We start from the raw sequence: 18,464 nt of genomic DNA, 5'->3' as shown, positions 1-18,464 counted from the left end.
CGGATGCAACCGTCAGCCCTGTGCGCGCCGGCGGGCTCTCAGCCGAACCGGTGGGAGACAGTGTGTGCGCTGCAAACCCTGCTGCCGCTCCTGAAAAAGGCAGCCGGCGACCTTGAGCGCCCCGACATGGTCTACTGGTTCGAGCAGGCCGACGCGGAGCTTGCCAACATCATCAGGGGGCGGCCGTCCGATACCGCAGCAATCTCCGCCTTGATCGCCCGCAGCCCGCAGAATGGACATCATGCCTAGAGAATCGAGGGGGATCCGCCAATGAACATGATCGCACCCATCAGGAGCGCCGACGTCGGGGAAAGCGTCTTCGGCCGGCTCCATGTCCTGATCGCCAGTCGACCGGCATCACCGGATGCCGCGCGCGTCGAGGCCCGGCAACTGGTCGCAACGGCGATGACCGACACCTGGCAGGCCGACAGCCTCTGGGGCGCGGCGGACGCCTTTCACATCCATTTCGATTTCATGATGCAAACCATCGAGATCAACGGCGCCGACGATCCGAACCTCCGGGTCCTGCGCACGAAATGCCGTTTCTACCTGGAGCAGGTCGAGGCGCTCTGCCAGTCGATGAGTTGCTGATCGGCCGCTGTCCGCGCGAGGGTCGACGGCACCACCGTTTCGCCCCAGGACGCGCTAATTGCGCAGGTTGAAGACGAACGGCGCCGTGCGGCTTTGGCGCCCGCCAAGCTCCGGCGGAGGTGCCGGCACGGTGGCACCCTGGAGCACGGACAGGGCCGCCCGATCCAGGTCGGCATTGCCTGAGGAACGGGTCAGCCTGGCGGACAGAACCCGGCCGGATGAGTCGACCGTGAACGTGACGTAGGCACTGCCTTCGGCGCGTCGGGCTCTCGCCGCACTGGGATAGCGCGTGTGCCGATTGATCCATGAGCGCAGTTTTGAATCCCATTTGCTGGAGTCGCCGGTTCGCCCCGTCGCTTCCGCCGACTTAGGCGCCGCTGTCTTGGCCGCTGGCTTGGCATCTGCGCTGGCGGCGGTCACCGTCTTGGGCGGTGCCGTCTTTTCCTTCTTCGGTTTGGGCTTGTCGACAGGCTTTTTGGCTTTAGCCTCGACCGGTTTCTTTTGCTTCGGCGTCTCGACCGGCTTTGCCTGCGGCAACGGAATGACCACATCCGGGGCGACAGCCTCGACAATGTCCGGAATCACCTCGTTCAGCGGCGGCTGATCGACCTGGTCCGTCTTCTCGGTCTGGGTGGGTTCGGTCTCTTCGGGCGCGATCGCTTCCGGCTGTTCGGTAACCGGCTCCGCCTTCTCGACCTGTTCGGACGTTGGCTCGGTGGTCGGTGTTGGCGTTGGCTCGCTCTGGTCAGGCATCACTGCGTCCAGCGCCGCGACGTCTTCCTCCACGGCTGGCATCACCGTCATCGGTGCCATTTCGATCACCTGGGCCGGTGGCGGACCGCCATCCGCTTCATTGACCATGCTGAAGGTCTGCACGGCATAGGCAACCGCGACATGGGCTCCAAGGATAAGCGTCGCCGCCCCCGCCCAAAGACCAAGATCGCGCCAGCCGAAGCGCGACAGCTGTAGCGTGGGCAGGGCGGCGGACTGTGTCATGGCGCGGCGGCTCCCGCGGCTGCCGGTGCGTTGGCCACGGGCGCCGTCTCCAGGCCGACCAGCGCGATCTTCAGATAGCCGGCGCCCCGCAACAGGTTCATGGCCTCCATCAGGTCGCCATAGGCGACCGCCTTGTCGGCGCGCAGGAAGATGCGCGTCTGCTTGTCGCCCTTGGTCCTGCTCGCCAGCGTGGTTGCGAAGGCCGGGCGCGGCACGGTGTCATTGCCGATCGCCAGCGTAAGATCGTCCTTCAAGGTCAGGAACAGCGGCGTTTCGGGCCGGGGCGCGGGCGTTGCCGTCGACCCTGGCAGGTCGACGTTGACGTCTACCGTCGCAAGCGGCGCGGCGACCATGAAGATGATCAGCAGCACCAGGATGACATCGATGAAGGGCGTGACGTTGATCTCGTGGTTCTCCTCGAGATCGTCATCCATGGTCTGTCGGATTCTGCTTCCCATGGCGTCGCCCCGCTACGCCGCCGCCAGGGCTGTCGCTGGCGAGACAGTGCGGAAATCCAGGTCGCGGCTGACCAGCCGTTCGACACCCGCCGAGGCGTCGGCGAGGATCTGCCGGTAGCCGGCTATCGAGCGGGCGAAGACGTTGTAGATCACCACCGCCGGTATCGCCGCGACAAGCCCCATCGCGGTGGCGAGCAGCGCTTCGGCGATGCCCGGTGCGACCACGGCGAGATTGGTGGTCTGCGCCTGCGAGATGCCGATGAAGGCATTCATGATGCCCCAGACGGTACCGAACAGGCCGACGAAAGGCGCGGTGGAACCGATCGTCGCCAGCACGCCGGTGCCGCGCGACATGCGCCGCGACGCCGCCGCCTCGATGCGCGACAGGCGCGAGGTGACGCGTTCCTTCAGTCCGTCGCCGCCGACATGGTCGAGCGCGCCAGCCGAAAGCGCGGTCTCCTCTTCCGCAGCCTTGACCAGAAGCGCGCCGGGGCCGCCGCTGCGGTTGAGCGCGCGGCTGGCCTGCTTCAGCGTCGCGGCATCGCCGATCGCGCGGACTGCCCGGCGTATACGAAGCTTGCCGCCGAAAATCTCCAGCGACTTGGCCAGCCATATCGTCCAGGTGACGAGCGAGGCGAAGGCCAGCCCGATCATCACCACCTTCACGATGATGTCGGCGGCCATGAACATGCCCCATGGCGACAAATCGTGCGGCAGGTTCAGTTCCATCGCCCCCGAGGGCGCGGCTCCGGCAGGCATCGCCGTGGCCGGCTGGCCAACTTGCTGCGCGGGTGCCATCGTGGCCGGTGCGGCGGGAGCGTCAGGAGCCTCGGCTGCGGGAGCAGTACCGGCCGGTTGCTCCTGGGCCAAGGCCCCGCCGCCTGCCAGGATCACCGATGCGACCAACGCCGCCAACAAACGAGTTCTAGACAACAGCTTCTTCCTTGTTCTCGCGGCGACCAGCCGCTTCCTATTGCGCCACCGCATCAAATCTCGTCACGGCACATAGCCGACGGGTTGTCCGGTGACCGGGTGCGCGAACACGCCCGTGTCCACACCGAAAATGCCTTTCAGCACATCGCCCGGCATGATTTCGCCTGGTGTGCCGCGCGTCAGCAGCTTGCCGTCCTTCAGCGCGATCAGCTCGTCGCAATAGCGCGCCGCCATGTTGGGATCGTGCAGCACCACGACGACGCAGAGGTCGCGCTTGCGGCTGAGTTCCTTGACCAGCCCCAGCACCTCGACCTGGTGGGCAATATCGAGTGCGGAGATCGGCTCGTCGAGCAGCATCACGCCGGCGTTCTGCGCCACCGGCATGGCAAGCCACGCGCGCTGGCGCTCGCCGCCGGACAATTCGTCGACCAGACGGTCTGGCGAAACCGTCCATGTCGGTCAGCACAAGCGCCTCGTCGACATGCGGCCTGTCCTGCCCGCTGAAGCGGCCAAGCGCGCCATGCCAGGGATAACGCCCAAGCGTCGCCAATTCGCGGACCGTGAGGCCCGTTGCCGCCGGCATCGTCTGCGACAGATAGGCGAGCGCGCGGGCGAGCTCACGAGCGCCCCATTTCGGCAACGGCCGCCTGGCGAAGGTAATGGCGCCGGAACTTGCCGGCTGCTGGCGCGCCAGCAGCTTGATCAGCGTCGACTTGCCCGAACCATTGTGGCCGATCAGCCCGTAGACGCGCGAGCGCCGCAGTTCGAGCGAGACAGGGCCAAGCAGCGTCCGCTCGCCGACGGCAAACCGCACCGCGTCGATATGGAAGGCGGTCTCGGCTCCAGCCACGGTCATGGTGTCTCCAGTGCGGCCACCCGCATTTCCAATTTCTGGCCTCGGCGGCCCAATGTCGGGTTGACTATGAAACATGACCTTAATAGTCAACATTTAAGATGACTGCAACAATCAACAAATCAGGCCCGTGGCGCCGACCGCATTGTCGTCGTCTCGGAAGCCGGCATTGCCGAACAGGGCTCGCACCGGAAGCTGATCCATGCCGATGGTGTCTGCCGGGGCCTGTATGACGCCCAGCATCTGGTATCGGCGCATTGAACCATTATGGTTGGTCGAAACCGGGAGCCATAAATGATCAAGGCAACGCCATTCGACTTCCCTTATGACGGCAGGCTTGTGGCCGAAAGCACAGCGCTTGTCGTCATCGACCTGCAGCAGGATTTCCTGTCGACGACGGGCTATTTCGCCAGGCAGGGATATGACCCCTCGCCGCTGCGGTCGATCCTGCCCACCGTGAACCGGCTGATATCAGCCGCGCGCGGAGCCGGCGTGAGGGTCATCCACACGAGGCAGGGTTATCGCGCCGACATGGCGGACATGACCCCCTACGAAAAATGGCGCCGCAAGCGCTCCGGCCTTGACGGAACCGAAATCCTGCTGCGCTCGGGACCGGGATTCCAGATCGTTCCGGAAATCGATGTCGCGCCTGATGACATCATCGTCGACAAGACCTGCAACAGCGCCTTTACCTATACGGACTTCGAGCTTGTGCTGCGCGCGCAAGGCATCACGCATCTCATGTTTTCGGGATGCACGACCGATGTCTGCGTCCACACCACGCTGCGCGAGGCCTGCGACCGCAATTTTCAGTGCCTGACGATCTCGGACGCCTGCGCCAGCGGCGACAGGCAGGCCCACGAGGCGGCGCTTCACATGGTGACGGTCGAGGACGGCGTCTTCGGGGTGTTGGCCGATTCAGCAGCCGTCATCGAGGGCCTGTCGCGGCTTGGCGACAGGCGGGGCGCGACAGATGATTGATCGGCTTCAGCCGGCAGCCCGCGTCTCCAGCCCTGCGCGAGGCGCATAGGCCCCCGGCCGGAAAGCATCATGGTCTTCGCGGCGCGCCAGGGAATTGCGCAGCAGGGCGATGGTCTCCCTGCCAACCGTCGCGATCTCACGCGGCGTGTCGACGCCGATGATCATGAATTCGTCGATCCCGAGCCCGGCATAGGCAAGCAACGACAGGGCGGCTTGGGCTGGCGGGCCGGACAGGTCGACCGCCTTGTAGCCGGCGATGGAAGCGCCCTGGTGGATCCTGACCGGAAGCGCGAAGCGCAGCTTGCCGGCCCGGCCGTGTTCGGCGGCGGCACCGCGCACCCGCTCCATCAGTTGCCGGACCTCATCAATCGAGCCCGGCGCCAGTTCGAAGACATCGGCATGCCGGCCGGCCACCTTCAGGGCCGTTCCCGATTGGCCGCCCATGCGGATGACAAGGTCGGCGCCATGCGGACCCTTGCGCGGCACATAGCCGCCCTTGATGCTGTAGAAGGCGCCTTCATGGTCGAAGGGCCGGTCGTTCGACCACAGCCGCTTCAAAAGCACCAGATATTCGTCGATGCGCTGCCAGATCACGCCATGTCCTACCGGCCGCGTCTCGGCGTCGTCGTCGTTCAACGGCTCGCTGATCATCCGAAGCGCCAACCGTCCGCCGCTCCCCCTGTCGATCGATGCCAGCTGGCGGGCCGCCACGGTCGGTTCGATCACGCCGGCCCAATGGGTCAACACCACTTCCAGCGACGCGGTGCGATTGAGCACCTGGGCACCAAGATCCATATTGGTCAGCAGTCCGGCCGGATCGTCGACGACGATCTTCTGGAAGCCGCCATCCTCGATCAGCCCGAGCTTGGTCGCGGTCTCGGCGAAATCGTAGAAGAAGGGAACGGCGGCGTCAGCGGACTTGCCTGGGACATGGGTGAATTCGATCGGCATTGTCATCTCCTCCATCGCTGGAATCATGGATGCTGTGAAATGCGAACCACGGTCGCGCGCAAACGCACCGGGATCCGGTTCATTCAACTCCGATTGCCTGAAGACAGTGGGGAAACTAACCCCTGCCGGTCTGACGCCTTAGGGAATAAGGCCCAGAACGACGGCCCCGGTGAACACGAACGCAAGGGCAAAGACGAGATAGGCGAAAGCTCCGGCATAGGCCGGGCGAAAGGTCTGGGCGTTGGCCAGCCTCTGGCCGCTGATGTCAGTCTGAGCGTTCTGGATATAGGACATATCGACCTCCGTCTCGCCCGTTAATCTATAAAACTTGTAGACTTTGTCGATTGCTATTTTACGCCATTTACTGGAATAAATTTCTCAAAATCTCGGGAGAATCGGTATTCTCAACCGGGATTTAGCCTATCCGGGTCTGTTCGTCCGACGCAAAAAGCCAGCTGGATCACCGGCTTGCGATGTTCTTCAGGCCCATCGGCGGGTCATCGGCCCGCCAGCAGATGCTTGATGAACAGGTTGAACAGTTCCGTCTGGCTGGAAATGTCGAGTTTGGCATAGATGTGCTTGCGATGGATCTTCACCGTGCCCTCGGCGATCTCCAGGATGCGGCCGATCGACATCGAGGAATGGCCGCGCAGGATCAGGCTGACGATGCCTTGCTCGCGCCGCGTCAGCCGCGACGGCGCGAAGGTCTCGAACGCCTGTTCGACATCCTGGCCGGTGGGCTGCTGGGCCGGCTCGCTGTCCGAACCGGCCGGCGCCAGATGCTCCCAATGCCGTTGCGCCAGGCTGGTCACCATCGGCGCCGTCCGCTGCAGCCGCTCGAAGTCCTTCTCGCGAAAAGCTGGGCTGCCATTCGCCCGCAGCAGCGAATAGGCGATATAGAAGCTGCCCTGGACCGGAACGAGGAAGACGATCTCCTCCGCCAGCGTACCCGATTCCATCGAAATGCAGGGATGCACATCGGGCGAATTGTAATATTCGCCCTCGAAGAAAGCGTCCGGCGCCAGGTCGGCGAGGCGATGCAGCCCTTGCGGCGCGCGGCGCAGGCAGGCCGAATAGACGGCATCGAGCAGATAGGTTCCGTTGAGGTAATTGGTCATGATCTGGGTCGAGGACACCGCGCCCAGCCCATCGTGCAGGAACATCGGCCGGTCGCGGCCGGGATAGGCGAACGCACAGCTGAGATCGAAGGGGGCTACCTCGCGCAAGGCGCTATCGAGCCTTCCGGCAAAGCCCGGTTTTCCGATCATCGACACCAGCTCCGGCAAGGCATCATGCCAGCCCGCCAGCGCCGCCATTTCCAGTGAACCCATCCTCGCTTCCTTGCCTGCACATCCTGCGCGTCGCGGTTCGCGCGCAACATATCTCCTTGGGGATATATACGCTGGCGGCGTGCTCTTGAACTATGCCCCGATCGCAAGAGAGCGAAGCGGCCACGCTTCGCTGGAAACGAAGGGGAACAGCGATGACAGAGCAAGCAATGGAGCGCGGCACGGCCGGCGTTTCCTACCAGACCGTCGACAAGCAGTATTTCGAACAGCGCCGATTGCAGCGCCACGCCGGCCTGTTCTCGCTGTGGATGATGGGCGTCGGCGCCGTGGTGGCCGGCGAATATTCCGGTTGGAACATCGGCCTCGCGCAAGGCGGCTTCGGCGGCATGCTGCTGGCCGCGTTGATCATCGGCTTCATGTATATCTGCCTGTGCTGCTCGATCGGCGAGATGAGCGCCGCCTTGCCGCATACTGGCGGCGCCTATTCCTTCTCGCGCACCGCGCTCGGTCCCTGGGGCGGCTTCACAACCGGCCTTGCCGAGAACATCGAGTTCGTGCTGGCGCCGGCCGCCAACATGTTCTTCATGAGCTCCTATCTCGCCGCGATCTTCGGCACGCCTGAAAGCGCGCTGCCTTTGTGGTGGGTGGCCGGCTACGTCGTGATGCTCGGCCTGTCGCTACGCGGCCTCGAACTGTCGATGAAGGTGGTGATCTATGTGACCGTCGCGGCGATCGCCGTGCTCGTGTTCTTCTTCGTCGTCGCCATCCCGCATGTCGACTTCTTCAGATACGCGCTGAACATCGGCGCGGCGGCGGACGGTCCGGCGGCACTGGCGGACGGCAACGGCCCCTGGTTGCCCTTCGGCTTCACCGGCGTGATGCTGGCCCTGCCCTTCGGCGTCTACATGTTCCTGGCCGTCGAACAGCTGCCGCTGACGGCCGAGGAGGCCAAGAACCCCACCCGCGACATGCCGCGTGCGCTGATCCTGTCGATCGTGACGCTGATCGCGCTGGCACTCGGGGTTCTGTTCTTCAGCGCCTCGATCCCGCATGGCGCGCACGCCATGGGCTCTTCCGGCGAACCCCTGCTTGACGGCTTCCGCACCATCTTCGGCGACGGCTGGGCCAAGCTTTTGGCTTCGGTCGCGGTGCTCGGCCTTGCCGCGAGCTTTTTCGCCGGCAGTTTTGCCTCCGGCCGCAACATCTACTCCCTGTCGCGCGCCGGCTATCTGCCGACGGCACTTTCGGTGACTGGCGCCCGCACCAAGACACCCAACCGGGCGCTTGCCACCGGCTCCGCCATGGCGCTGCTGATGCTGCTCGTGGTCTGGTATCTCGGCGGCGAGAACAATGTCGCCTTCATGGGCGGCTTCCTGGTCTCGATGATCGTCTTCGCCGGGATGGTGTCCTACATCCTGCAGAGCATCGCATACCTGCGCCTGCGCACGCTCTATGCCTCGATTGCCCGTCCCTTCGTCAGCCCGCTCGGCAAGTTCGGCGCCTACGCCACGATCCTGATCTGCATCGTGACGCTGGCTTACCAGTTCTTCGATCCGCTCTACCGCTGGGCGGCGATCGCGGCGGCGGTGTGGTATGCGATCGGCCTCGCCTACTTCGCCTTCTACCGCCGCCATCGCCTGGTGCTGTCGCCGGAAGAGGAATTCGCTGTCTCCGGTGGCTCCCTTGGCCATCCCGAGCGCGAGGGATAGCATTGCGATCGAAGACGAAAAGTCACTGAAACGGGACGGGAGTAAAAAGTCATGGGCACAAGACTGGCCGGCAAGGTCGCCATCATCTCGGGCGGCGCGACGGGAATGGGCGGAGCGGCCTCGGAGCTGTTCGCGGCCGAAGGCGCCAAGGTGGCGATCATCGACCGCAATGGCGAGGCGGCCGCGGCAACGGCGGCGGCGATCCGCGCGCGCGGACACGTAGCCGAGCATTTTGTCGCCGACGTATCCGACGAAGCCCAGGTTCAGGCGGCGGTAAAGGGCGCGGCGGAGAAACTCGGGCCGGTCACGGTGCTGTTCAACCATGCCGGCACCATCGTGATAAAGCCGTTCCTGGAGACGACCGTGCAGGAATGGGACTGGCTGCATGCCGTCAATGTCCGCTCCATGTTCCTGATGACCCGCGCCGTGCTGCCCGGCATGATCGCGGCCGGCGGCGGCTCGATCGTCTGCACCTCCTCGATCTCGGCGGTGGCGGCGACACCGATGGAGGTGCTCTACGACACCACCAAGGGCGCCTGCCACATGTTCGCCCGCGCCATCGCCGTCGAGTTCCGTGACCGCAACATCCGCTGCAACGCCGTCTGCCCCGGCTTTATCAGGACGCCGCACGGCCTGCGCGAGGTCGCCGACCTCGGCAAGCTTGGCGTCGACGTTTCGGATGCGGCACTCGCCGCGCAGCAGGGGCGCATCGGCGAGCCTGAAGAAGTGGCGAAGGCAGCGCTGTATCTCGCCAGTGACGAGGCCAGCTTCGTCAACGGCGCGCATCTGTTCGTCGACAACGGTTTTACCGCGATGTGAGGCTTTCCAAGGGACAGCTTGGCGCCCTTCCTCTACCCCGTCGATCGGGGGAGAGGAACCGGGTCCTACCGCTCTTCCCTTCGAAACGGCTTCAGCAGCGCCGACGGCGCCACCGCATTGCGCGACATCACAGCCATCGCGACGATGGTGAAGATGAAGGGCAGCATCAGGAATGCTTCGTAGGGTATATGCCCGAGCCCGCTCGCCTGCATGCGCAGCTGCAGCGCATCGACGAAGGCGAACAGCAGCGCCGCGCCCGCCGAGCGCCACGGGTCCCAGCGGCCGAACACGACGAGCGCGATCGCCACCCAGCCACGCCCCGACACCACGCCGAAGGTGAAGGCGTTGAACTGCGCCATCGACAGGAAGGCGCCGGCGAGCCCCATCAGCGCCCCGCCGAGAATGACGGCCTGGAAGCGGGTGGCAATGACGCTGACGCCAGCCGAGTCCGCCGCGCGCGGGTTCTCGCCGACCATGCGCACCGACAGGCCCCACGGCGTGCGGTAGAGCACGAAGGCGGCGAGCGGGATGGCAAGGATCGCCATGTAGACCAGGGCGAACTGGTTGAACACCGCCGGCCCTATCACCGGAATGTCGGAGAGGATCGGGATCGGCAGCGTCTGAAAACCCTTGATGCTTGGCGGCACCGATTGCTGGCCGAAAATCAGCCGGTAGAGGAAATAGGCAAGGCCCGACGAGAACAAAGTGACGCCGATGCCGCAGACATGCTGGCTGAGGCCAAGCGCCACCGTGAACAGCGCATGCAGCGCGCCCATCAGCATGCCCGTCAGCACCGCGACCAGCACGCCGAGCCACAAGCTGCCGCTCAGGCTGGTGGCGGTGAAGCCGGTCATCGCGCAAAGCAGCATGATGCCTTCGATGCCGAGATTGAGCACGCCAGCCCGCTCGGAGAACATTTCGCCCAGGGTGGCGAAGGCCAGCGGTGTGGCGATGCGGATGATGGCGGCCAGGAAGCCGACCTGGAAGATCTGTTCGAACACCGCGCTCATGAGGCTGTCCCCACGCGGCGGATGCGATAGGCGGTGAACAGCAGTGCCACCAGCATGGCGAGCAGCGCTGTCCCCTGGATGACATCGCTGAGGAAGGCCGGCACGCCGGTTGCCCGCGACATCGCCTCGGCGCCGGTCATCACGGCGGCGAGGAAGATCGCCGCCGGCACCACGCCCAGCGGGTTGAGGCGCGCCAGCATGGCAACGACGATGCCGGAATAGCCATAGCCCGGCGAGATGTCGCTCATCACCTGGAAATGCACGCCGCCGACTTCGCCGACGCCGGCAAGCCCGGCCAGCGCACCCGACAGCAGCGCGGTCGACAGCAGCACGCGTTCGACATGGATGCCGCCATAGCGTGCAGCTTCCGGATTCTCGCCGGTGACCCTGATCCTGAAGCCAAGCGTCGTGCGCGCGATCAGGAACCAGATCAGAGGCGCGGCGATCAGCGCCACCACGACGCCGAGATGCAGGCGCGTGCCTTCGATCAGCACCGGAAAGTTGGCCGAATCCTCGATCGGCGGCGAGATCGGATAGCCGCTGAAACTATCCTTCCACGGCCCTTCGATCAGCGCCATCAGCGCGTAGTAGATGACCGAGTTGAGCAGCAGCGAGCTGACCACATCGTCAACCCTGAACTTGACCCGCAGCGTCGCGGGAACAAGGGCGACGGCCGCTCCGGCGGCGGCACCCGCGACAGCCATCAGCAGCATGGCGAGCGCCCCCGGCATCGGGATCGCGCCGACGAAGCAGCTGGCGACCGCGCCGGCCAGCAATTGCCCTTCAGCGCCGATGTTCCAGAATTTGGCGCGGAAGGCGACGGCGACCGCCAGCCCGGTGAAGATCATCGGTGCGGCGCGCACCAGCGTTTCGGTGATAGCATAGCTGTCGCCGAGCGAGGCCGTGAACATCACCCCGTAGGATTCGAGCACGCCGGCGCCGGCCAGCGCGATGAGGCCGCTGCACAGGACAAGCGTGGCGCCGATCGCCAGCAGCGGCAGTGCCAGATTGAACCAGGCGGGCGTGGAGGTGCGGACTTCCAGGCGAAACATCAGCTGTGGCCCCCCGCCCCGGTCATCATCAGGCCGAGCCGCGCGATCGTCGTATCGGCGCTGTCGAGCGTGCCGACGATGCGGCCCTCATACATCACCGCGATGCGGTCGCAGAGAACGAGCAGTTCTTCGAGATCCTCGCCGATGACGATGATGCCGCAGCCCTTGGTCCGCATGTCGAGAAATTTTTCGTGGATGAAGCGCGCCGCGCCGATGTCGAGGCCGCGCGTCGGCTGGGAAACGATCAGCACTTTCGGATCGAAGGCGAGCTCGCGCGCCAGGAGCGCCTTTTGCAGATTGCCGCCGGACAGCGCCCCGGCTCGGGTCATCGGCCCGGGGCACCTGATATCATAGGCCTTGATCTGCGCCTCGGCGAAGGCGCGGATAGCGTCGGGCTTGAGCAGGCCCTTGGCTGAAAACGCGGCGGTGCCGATGCGCGGCAGCACCATCGAATCGGCGAGCGGCAGATTGGTGACCAGGCCAGTCGTCATGCGGTCTTCCGGGATGCGGCCGAGGCCAAGCGCCTGCACCTCGCGCGGCGAGAACCGCGACACCTTCTGGCCGGCGATCGTCATCCGGCCGGCATCGGGCGCGCGCACGCCGGAGATCACCTCCGCCAGCGTCCGCTGGCCATTGCCCGACACGCCGGCAATGCCGAGGATTTCCCCGGCGCGAACGGCAAGCGACACGTCGCGCAGCACTGTGCCTGAATGACGCGAGGTGGAAATGCCGTCGAGCGTCAGCACGTCGGCACCGGGCGTCGACGCGCCCCTTGCCGGCGGCACGATTTCGTGGCCGCACATCAGTTGTGCCATCGCCGCCGACGTCGTGTTGGGCGGATCGTCGACACGGCCCGCGACACGGCCATGCCGCAGCACGGTGCAGCGATGGGTGAGCGCCCGGACCTCGTTGAGCTTGTGCGAGATGAAGATGATGCCGAGGCCCTGTGCCGCCATCGAGCGCAGCGCTGAAAACAGTCCGTCGACCTCGCTTGGCGCGAGCACCGCCGTCGGCTCGTCGAGGATCAAGAGCCTGGCGCCGCGAAACAGCGCCTTGACGATCTCCAGCCGCTGCTGTTCGCCGACCGACAGCGCCGAAACCGGCAGATCGGGATCAAGCGCCAGCTCGTGCTGGCGGCTGATTTCGGCCAACCGCGCCAGCCCGCCGGCGCGATCGATCCGCCCCGATTTTCCCGGGATGCCGATGAGCAGATTTTCCAGGACCGTCAGCCGTGGCGCCAGATGAAAATGCTGGTGCACCATGCCGATGCCGGCGGCCAGCGCGTCGGCCGAACTGGTGATCCTCGCTGGCTGGCCCTGGATCAGGATTTCGCCGGCATCCGGCGCGTAGGCGCCGAACAGCACGTTCATCAGCGTCGTCTTGCCGGCGCCGTTCTCACCCAGCAGGCCGAGGATCTCGCCCGGCGCGACGCTGAGGTCGACGGCCTCGTTCGCCTTGACGGCGCCGAAGCTCTTGGTGATGCCGCGCATTTCGATGAGTGGGGCGGGCAAGGGGGACTCCTGCGGAGAAATGGCTCTGCTTACCCTCCCCCTTGTGGGGGTGAGAGGCGGTCCGCGTAGCGGACGAAAAGCCAATTGCTTGGCTTTTCGGGGTTCGGACGCCCTGAGCCTGCGAAGGGCCGGGCGGATAGCTGGAAAGCCCAGCCGGGTCCCCGCTGCTTCGCAGCGTCCCTGCGTTCGCTGCCTTTCATCGTGCCACCGGCACGATGAATTCGCCTTCGGCGAACCGGCTGCTCACCCCCACAAGGGGGAGGGTGAAAGATCAATCCGAAACCGGCGTGTTCTCGTCGACGTCGACGCGGAAATTGCCTTCCAGGATTTCGGCCTTCTTCTTCTCGACCAGGTCCTTGACGTCAGCCGGCAGCGTCTTGTCGAACTTGTGGTACGGGGCGAGATAGGAGCCGCCCTTGGCCATGCGCGAGAAATCGCCATAGTCCTGCGCGGTGTAGACCCCGGCCTTGACCAGTTTGATCGCCTGTTCGACGGTCGGATACATATCCCAGACCGGGCCGGTGATGACCGTGTCGGGGCCGAGGCTCGACTGGTCGGACATGTTGGAGATGGCGTAGATCTTCTTTTCGACCGCCGCCTCGATGACGCCGAAGCGCTCGGCATAGATGACATCCACGCCGGCATCGATCTGCGCCACCGCGGCCTCCTTGGCCTTCGGCGGATCGAAGAAGGAACCGATGAAGGCGACCTTCTTCTTGACGTTCGGATTGACCTCCTTGGCGCCGGCAAAGAAAGCGTTGACCAGCCGGTTCACTTCCGGAATGCCCATCGCCGCCACGGCGCCGACAGTGCCCGATTTCGACATCTTGCCGGCGATCATGCCCGAGAGATAGGCCGGCTCATGGATCCAGTTGTCGAAGACGCCGAAATTGGGCTCCGCCGGACCGGCACCCGAGCCGAACAGCCAGGCCGTCTTGGGGAACTGCTTGGCCGTGCGGCGCGACTCGCGCTCGGCGGCGAAGGCATCGCCCAGCACCAGTTGGTAGCCGCCTTGCGCATATTCGCGCATGACGCGGCTGAAATCGGCGGTCTGCACCTTCTCGGACCATTTGTATTCGATACCCAGTTCCTTCTCGGCCTTCTGCAGGGCGACATGGATCTGGTTGTCCCAGGGCTCCTCGATCGGCGTGGCGAAGATCGCCGCCACCTTCAGTTTCTTGTCCTTGGCGAAGGCTGCGCCCGGCAGCATCGCCGCTGCCAGGCCAAGCGCGCCGAGTTCCAGCACATTGCGTCGCGAAATCCCTTCGCGTGTCGATTGGAATTTGGTCTTCCGGTTTTCCATTGCAGTCCCCTCTGTTCGACAGCCGTGTCGAGCCGGCTGTTCTAGAAATCAGCCTACAGCGCCGCGCGTCCCTCGGACGCGCAAAGGACGCTGTAGCTTCTTAGTTCTGCGCATGATCCTTTCGGAAAATCGATTTCGATTTTCGGGGTCATGCGCGGGGAACTATGGAACGAGGCCGGGCTTTTGTCCACATGGTCAAATTTGGCGACGCGCCGAATCCGACCATGATTTCGGCAAGCCAGGGGAGCGCGCGATCAGACCGTTTCGAGCGCGATGGCGATGCCCTGGCCGACGCCGATGCACATGGTGGCCAGGGCATAGCGGCCGCCACGTTCGCGCAGTTCCAGCGCAGCCGTACCGGAGATGCGTGCGCCCGACATGCCCAGGGGATGGCCAAGCGCGATGGCGCCGCCATTCGGATTGACGTGCGGTGCATCCTCGGCGATGCCGAGCTGGCGCAGCACGGCGATGCCTTGCGAGGCAAAGGCTTCGTTGAGCTCGATGACATCGAATTCTTTTGGCGTCAGGCCAAGCCGGGCGCACAGTTTCTCGGTGGCCGGCGCCGGGCCGATGCCCATGATGCGCGGCGCGACGCCGGCGGCAGCGCCGCCAAGGATGCGGGCGATCGGCGTCAGGCCGTATTTCTTCACAGCGGCCTCGGAAGCAACGATCAGCGCCGCCGCTCCGTCATTGACGCCGGAGGCATTGCCGGCCGTCACCGTGCCGCCCTGACGGAACGGCGTCGGCAACTTGGCCAACGTCTCGACCGTGGTGCCGGCACGGGGATGCTCGTCCTTCGAGACGACGACGGCATCGCCCTTGCGCTGCGGGATCGTCACCGGCGTGATCTCCTTGGCCAGCCTTCCATTGGCCTGCGCGGCGACGGCCTTGTCCTGGCTGCGCACGGCAAAGGCGTCCTGGTCCGCGCGCGAAACGGCAAAATCCTCGGCGACGTTCTCGCCGGTTTCAGGCATCGAATCGACCCCGTACTGCTTTTTCATCAGCGGGTTGACGAAGCGCCAGCCGATGGTGGTGTCGTAAATCTCGGCATTGCGCGAAAAGGCCGTGTCGGCCTTGGGCATGACGAACGGCGCCCGGCTCATCGATTCGACGCCGCCGGCGATCATCAATTCCGCCTCGCCGGCCTTGATGGCGCGGGCGGCGATGGTCAGCGCGTCCATGCCCGACCCGCACAGCCGGTTGACGGTCGAACCCGGGATCTCCTTCGGCAGGCCGGCCAGCAGCAGCGCCATACGCGCCACGTTGCGGTTGTCCTCGCCGGCCTGGTTGGCGCAGCCATAGACGACATCATCGACCGCCTGCCAGTCTATGCCGGCATTGCGCTCGACCAATGCCTTCAGCGGGATGGCTCCGAGATCGTCCGCGCGTACCGAGGACAGCGAACCACCGAAGCGGCCGATCGGCGTGCGGATATAGTCGCAGATATAGGCCTCGGCCATGTCATGCAGCCTTTGCTTTTCCGGTTCCCTCATGCGCGGCCCTGGTGCGGGCCTGCAGGTCACGCAATGTATTGAGTTCGAGTTCGCTTGGCGCCGGTGTTTCGTCAAGCGCCTCGGCGAACCTAACGACCCAGCCACAGCTTTCCTGCACCTGCTGGCGGGTGACGCCCGGATGCAGCGACAGGACGGTGAATTCCTTGGTCACCGGGTCCGGCTTCCAGATGGCGAGATCGGTGATCAGCAAGGTCGGGCCTGATGTGTCGATGCCCAGCCGCTTGCGATGGTCGCCGCCCTCGCCATGGCCGAAGGACGTGAAGAAGTCGATCTTTTCGACCATGCCGCGCTTGGTCTGCGCCATGGTGACGTAGATTTCCTTGGACGAGGTCGCGATCTCCGGCGCGCCGCCACCGCCGGGCAGCCTGGTCTTGGGATGAAAATAATCGCCGATCACCGTGGTGTTGATGTTGCCGAACTTGTCGAGCTGGGCAGCCCCCAGGAAACCGATCGAGATGCGGCCACCCTGCAGCCAGTAGCGGAACATTTCCGGCACCGCGACGGTGGTGACAGCGGTTTCGCACAATTCGCCATCGCCGATCGACAATGGCAGCACGTCAGGCGCGGTGCCGATCGTGCCGCTCTCATAGATCAGCGTGATGTCGGGCGCATGCGTCAGTCGCGCCACATTGCAGGCGGCCGACGGCGCACCGATGCCGACGAAGCAGACATCGTCGTTCTTCAACGCGCGGCTGGCAGCAATGGTCATCATCTCGTTGGGGGTGAAGCCTGTCGCGCTCATGCCGCTTTCCTCAGATGCTCGACACGTCCGGCGAAGTCACCGGCACTCTTCTCGATGACGTTGGCCTGCATCCAGGCCTGGAATTTCTCACGGTCGGCGGCGATCTCGTCCCACTCCAGATAGGCGGCGTTGTCGCGTGCGTAATAGCCATGCGCGTAGGATGGGTGCGATCCGCCCGGCACGACGGAGATCGCCGCGATCGTCCAGCGTGGCAGCACCGTCAGATTGGGATGGAGATCGTCGAAATTGTCGACCACTTCCTCGACGGTCACCACGGCGCGTTTGGCCGCCAGCACCGCTTCCTTCTGGATGCCGATAATGCCCTCGACTAGCACATTGCCTTTCTTGTCGGCCTTCTGCGCATGGATGAAGGTGACGTCGGGACGGATCGAAGGAACCGCCGCCAGCACCTCGCCGGTGAACGGACACGTAACCGACTTTATGTTCGGGTTGACCGCCGCGAGGCCTGCGCCGCGATAGCCACGGAACACCGCGCAGGGCAGGCCGGCCGCGCCCGCCTCATAGGCATTGGCCATGCCGGCATGGCTGTGCTCCTCGACCTCGATCGGCCGGGGAAAACCGTTCTCGATGGCGTCGCGCGCGCGCCGCAGCAGGCCGACGCCGGGATTGCCGACATAGGAGAAGACGATCTTCTTCGCCATGCCCATGCCGATCATCTGGTCGTAGATCAGATCCGGCGTCATGCGGATCAGGGTCAGGTCGCGAAATCCCTGCCGGATCGCCTCATGCGCGGCGGCTGTCGGGATCAGATGGGTGAAGCCCTCGAAGGCGACGGAGTCGCCATTGTTCAGATTCTCCGCAACGGCCTGCTTGAGCGGCAGGAACTTGACCATCGCCAGGGCTCCAATCCAAAAAGTTCGTATTGCGAACATATGTTTTGTATGTGATACTTCTAGTCCGGTTAAGGGCGCGGAGTCAATCCTGGCGACAACGCCCTTGCGCGGAGGCGAGATGAACGACGAGACCCCTTCCCGCGATCATGTCGGCTCGCTCGAACGCGGCCTTGCCGTCATGGAAATCCTGGCCCGGCATCCGGCAGGCATGACGCTGACCGAAATGGCCGAGGAGGCGGGCCTGACCCGCGCCGGCGCCCGCCGCTTCCTGCTGACCTTGGTTGCCACGGGCTATGCCACACAGGCCGGCCGCGTGTTTTCGCTGTCGCCCCGCCTGCTGACTGTTGCCCGCACATGGCTCGGCGGCGCCTCCCTGTGGAGCTTTGCCGCCCCCATCATGCGGGCCGTGGCGGCACAACTGAACGAGGCTTGCTCGGCCGCGATCCTGTCGGGCGAGGATGTCGTCTACGTCGCCCGTATTCCCGGCCGCCGTATCCTCAGCGTCTCGCTCGATGTCGGCACGAGGCTGCCGGCCTACTGCACCTCGATGGGACGGATCCTGCTTGCCGGCCTGACATCAGGGGAACTGGACACATTTCTCGGCCAGGCGACCATCGAGAGACGAACGCCAAAGACCATCACCGATAAGCGTGCGCTGGCCGGCGCCATTGGCAAGGCGAAGGCGGACGGCTTCGCCATCGTCGACGAGGAACTGGAGCTCGGCCTGCGCTCCATTGCCGTGCCGATCCGCGACCGGGCGAAGCGCACGGTCGCGGCGATCAATGTCTCGACCCAGTCGGCGCGGTTCAACGTCGCCGAGATGGAGCGGGAAATCCTGCCGGCGCTGCTCGGAGCCAGGCAGCGCATCGAGGATTTTTTTGTCGTCTAGACCGCGTCC

The 18,464-nt window shown here is 64.9% G+C and carries 20 protein-coding genes and 1 pseudogene; 6 read left to right on the top strand and 15 right to left on the bottom strand.

Annotation, left to right across the window (positions count from 1 at the left end):
* The first annotated feature begins 3 nt into the window (after positions 1–3).
* Together AC07SZ_RS17625 and AC07SZ_RS17620 are read left to right on the top strand one after the other, a co-directional pair.
* Positions 4–249, top strand: a complete 246-nt coding sequence (locus tag AC07SZ_RS17625) for a hypothetical protein (protein WP_494915260.1) — start codon at positions 4–6, stop codon at positions 247–249.
* Between the two features lie 21 nt (positions 250–270).
* The gene (locus tag AC07SZ_RS17620; RefSeq protein ID WP_056574926.1) at positions 271–591 is read left to right on the top strand and encodes a hypothetical protein; all 321 of its coding nucleotides are present in this window, start codon (positions 271–273) and stop codon (positions 589–591) included.
* A gap of 54 nt (positions 592–645) precedes the next feature.
* Here AC07SZ_RS17620 and AC07SZ_RS17615 read toward each other — a convergent pair whose 3' ends face one another.
* The 5 genes and pseudogenes from AC07SZ_RS17615 to AC07SZ_RS17595 all read right to left on the bottom strand — a co-directional run bounded on the left by AC07SZ_RS17615 (position 646) and on the right by AC07SZ_RS17595 (position 4,089).
* Positions 646–1,587 carry an energy transducer TonB family protein gene (locus AC07SZ_RS17615; protein ID WP_494915258.1) on the bottom strand — a complete coding sequence of 314 codons (942 nt, stop codon included), beginning with the start codon at positions 1,585–1,587 and terminating at the stop codon, positions 646–648.
* Complete coding sequence (exbD, locus tag AC07SZ_RS17610; RefSeq protein WP_494915257.1) at positions 1,584–2,045, bottom strand: TonB system transport protein ExbD; 462 nt, start codon at positions 2,043–2,045, stop codon at positions 1,584–1,586. Before exbD ends, AC07SZ_RS17615 begins: the two co-directional genes overlap by 4 nt.
* Positions 2,046–2,057: 12 nt before the next feature.
* Positions 2,058–2,978 (bottom strand): tonB-system energizer ExbB, encoded by a 921-nt coding sequence (gene exbB, locus AC07SZ_RS17605; protein ID WP_494915256.1) that lies wholly within the window; start codon positions 2,976–2,978, stop codon positions 2,058–2,060.
* 63 nt (positions 2,979–3,041) lie between these two features.
* Positions 3,042–3,834 (bottom strand): annotated as a pseudogene (locus tag AC07SZ_RS17600) (ATP-binding cassette domain-containing protein).
* Between the two features lie 111 nt (positions 3,835–3,945).
* Entirely contained in the window at positions 3,946–4,089 is a 144-nt protein-coding gene (locus tag AC07SZ_RS17595; RefSeq protein ID WP_155772500.1) for a hypothetical protein, read from the bottom strand.
* Positions 4,090–4,125: 36 nt separating this feature from the next.
* Here AC07SZ_RS17595 and AC07SZ_RS17590 point away from each other — a divergent pair, with 36 nt between their 5' ends.
* Entirely contained in the window at positions 4,126–4,812 is a 687-nt protein-coding gene (locus tag AC07SZ_RS17590) for a cysteine hydrolase family protein (protein ID WP_056574917.1), read from the top strand.
* Between the two features lie 6 nt (positions 4,813–4,818).
* Here the strand turns inward: AC07SZ_RS17590 and AC07SZ_RS17585 are convergent, their stop codons facing one another.
* From AC07SZ_RS17585 to AC07SZ_RS17575, 3 genes are all read right to left on the bottom strand, one after another.
* On the bottom strand, positions 4,819–5,763 hold the full coding sequence (locus AC07SZ_RS17585) for an LLM class flavin-dependent oxidoreductase (RefSeq protein ID WP_494915255.1): 945 nt from the start codon (positions 5,761–5,763) through the stop codon (positions 4,819–4,821).
* Between the two features lie 138 nt (positions 5,764–5,901).
* Positions 5,902–6,057: a hypothetical protein gene (locus tag AC07SZ_RS17580; RefSeq protein WP_494915254.1), complete on the bottom strand. Its 156-nt coding sequence runs from the start codon at positions 6,055–6,057 to the stop codon at positions 5,902–5,904.
* Between the two features lie 203 nt (positions 6,058–6,260).
* Positions 6,261–7,094 (bottom strand): helix-turn-helix transcriptional regulator, encoded by an 834-nt coding sequence (locus AC07SZ_RS17575; RefSeq protein WP_065005491.1) that lies wholly within the window; start codon positions 7,092–7,094, stop codon positions 6,261–6,263.
* A 167-nt stretch (positions 7,095–7,261) separates the two neighbouring features.
* On the opposite strand from AC07SZ_RS17575, the gene AC07SZ_RS17570 reads away from it, so the two are divergent.
* The gene (locus AC07SZ_RS17570) at positions 7,262–8,761 is read left to right on the top strand and encodes an amino acid permease (protein WP_494915543.1); all 1,500 of its coding nucleotides are present in this window, start codon (positions 7,262–7,264) and stop codon (positions 8,759–8,761) included.
* Positions 8,762–8,812: 51 nt separating this feature from the next.
* Positions 8,813–9,580 (top strand): SDR family NAD(P)-dependent oxidoreductase, encoded by a 768-nt coding sequence (locus AC07SZ_RS17565; RefSeq protein WP_494915253.1) that lies wholly within the window; start codon positions 8,813–8,815, stop codon positions 9,578–9,580.
* A 65-nt stretch (positions 9,581–9,645) separates the two neighbouring features.
* On the opposite strand, the gene AC07SZ_RS17560 is transcribed toward AC07SZ_RS17565, so the two are convergent.
* From AC07SZ_RS17560 to AC07SZ_RS17530, 7 genes are all read right to left on the bottom strand, one after another.
* Complete coding sequence (locus AC07SZ_RS17560) at positions 9,646–10,590, bottom strand: ABC transporter permease (RefSeq protein ID WP_056574904.1); 945 nt, start codon at positions 10,588–10,590, stop codon at positions 9,646–9,648.
* Positions 10,587–11,642, bottom strand: coding sequence for an ABC transporter permease (locus AC07SZ_RS17555; protein WP_056574901.1), 1,056 nt, complete (start codon positions 11,640–11,642; stop codon positions 10,587–10,589). The genes AC07SZ_RS17560 and AC07SZ_RS17555 overlap by 4 nt, the downstream gene beginning before the upstream one ends.
* On the bottom strand, positions 11,642–13,153 hold the full coding sequence (locus tag AC07SZ_RS17550; protein ID WP_494915250.1) for an ABC transporter ATP-binding protein: 1,512 nt from the start codon (positions 13,151–13,153) through the stop codon (positions 11,642–11,644). Before AC07SZ_RS17550 ends, AC07SZ_RS17555 begins: the two co-directional genes overlap by 1 nt.
* Positions 13,154–13,424: 271 nt before the next feature.
* Positions 13,425–14,456 carry a BMP family protein gene (locus AC07SZ_RS17545; RefSeq protein ID WP_056574893.1) on the bottom strand — a complete coding sequence of 344 codons (1,032 nt, stop codon included), beginning with the start codon at positions 14,454–14,456 and terminating at the stop codon, positions 13,425–13,427.
* Positions 14,457–14,710: 254 nt separating this feature from the next.
* The gene (gene pcaF, locus AC07SZ_RS17540) at positions 14,711–15,916 is read right to left on the bottom strand and encodes a 3-oxoadipyl-CoA thiolase (RefSeq protein ID WP_494915542.1); all 1,206 of its coding nucleotides are present in this window, start codon (positions 15,914–15,916) and stop codon (positions 14,711–14,713) included.
* Between the two features lies 1 nt (position 15,917).
* Positions 15,918–16,712 (bottom strand): CoA-transferase subunit beta, encoded by a 795-nt coding sequence (locus tag AC07SZ_RS17535; protein WP_494915248.1) that lies wholly within the window; start codon positions 16,710–16,712, stop codon positions 15,918–15,920.
* The gene (locus AC07SZ_RS17530; protein WP_172371821.1) at positions 16,709–17,566 is read right to left on the bottom strand and encodes a CoA transferase subunit A; all 858 of its coding nucleotides are present in this window, start codon (positions 17,564–17,566) and stop codon (positions 16,709–16,711) included. Before AC07SZ_RS17530 ends, AC07SZ_RS17535 begins: the two co-directional genes overlap by 4 nt.
* A gap of 118 nt (positions 17,567–17,684) precedes the next feature.
* Here AC07SZ_RS17530 and AC07SZ_RS17525 point away from each other — a divergent pair, with 118 nt between their 5' ends.
* Positions 17,685–18,455 carry an IclR family transcriptional regulator domain-containing protein gene (locus tag AC07SZ_RS17525; protein ID WP_494915246.1) on the top strand — a complete coding sequence of 257 codons (771 nt, stop codon included), beginning with the start codon at positions 17,685–17,687 and terminating at the stop codon, positions 18,453–18,455.
* Positions 18,456–18,464: the final 9 nt, after the last annotated feature.

The sequence above is a fragment of the Mesorhizobium sp. GW821-FHT07A06 genome (genome assembly GCF_059419085.1).
Note: the sequence above shows the minus strand (reverse complement) of the source record. Positions and strands in the feature narration are given on the sequence as shown.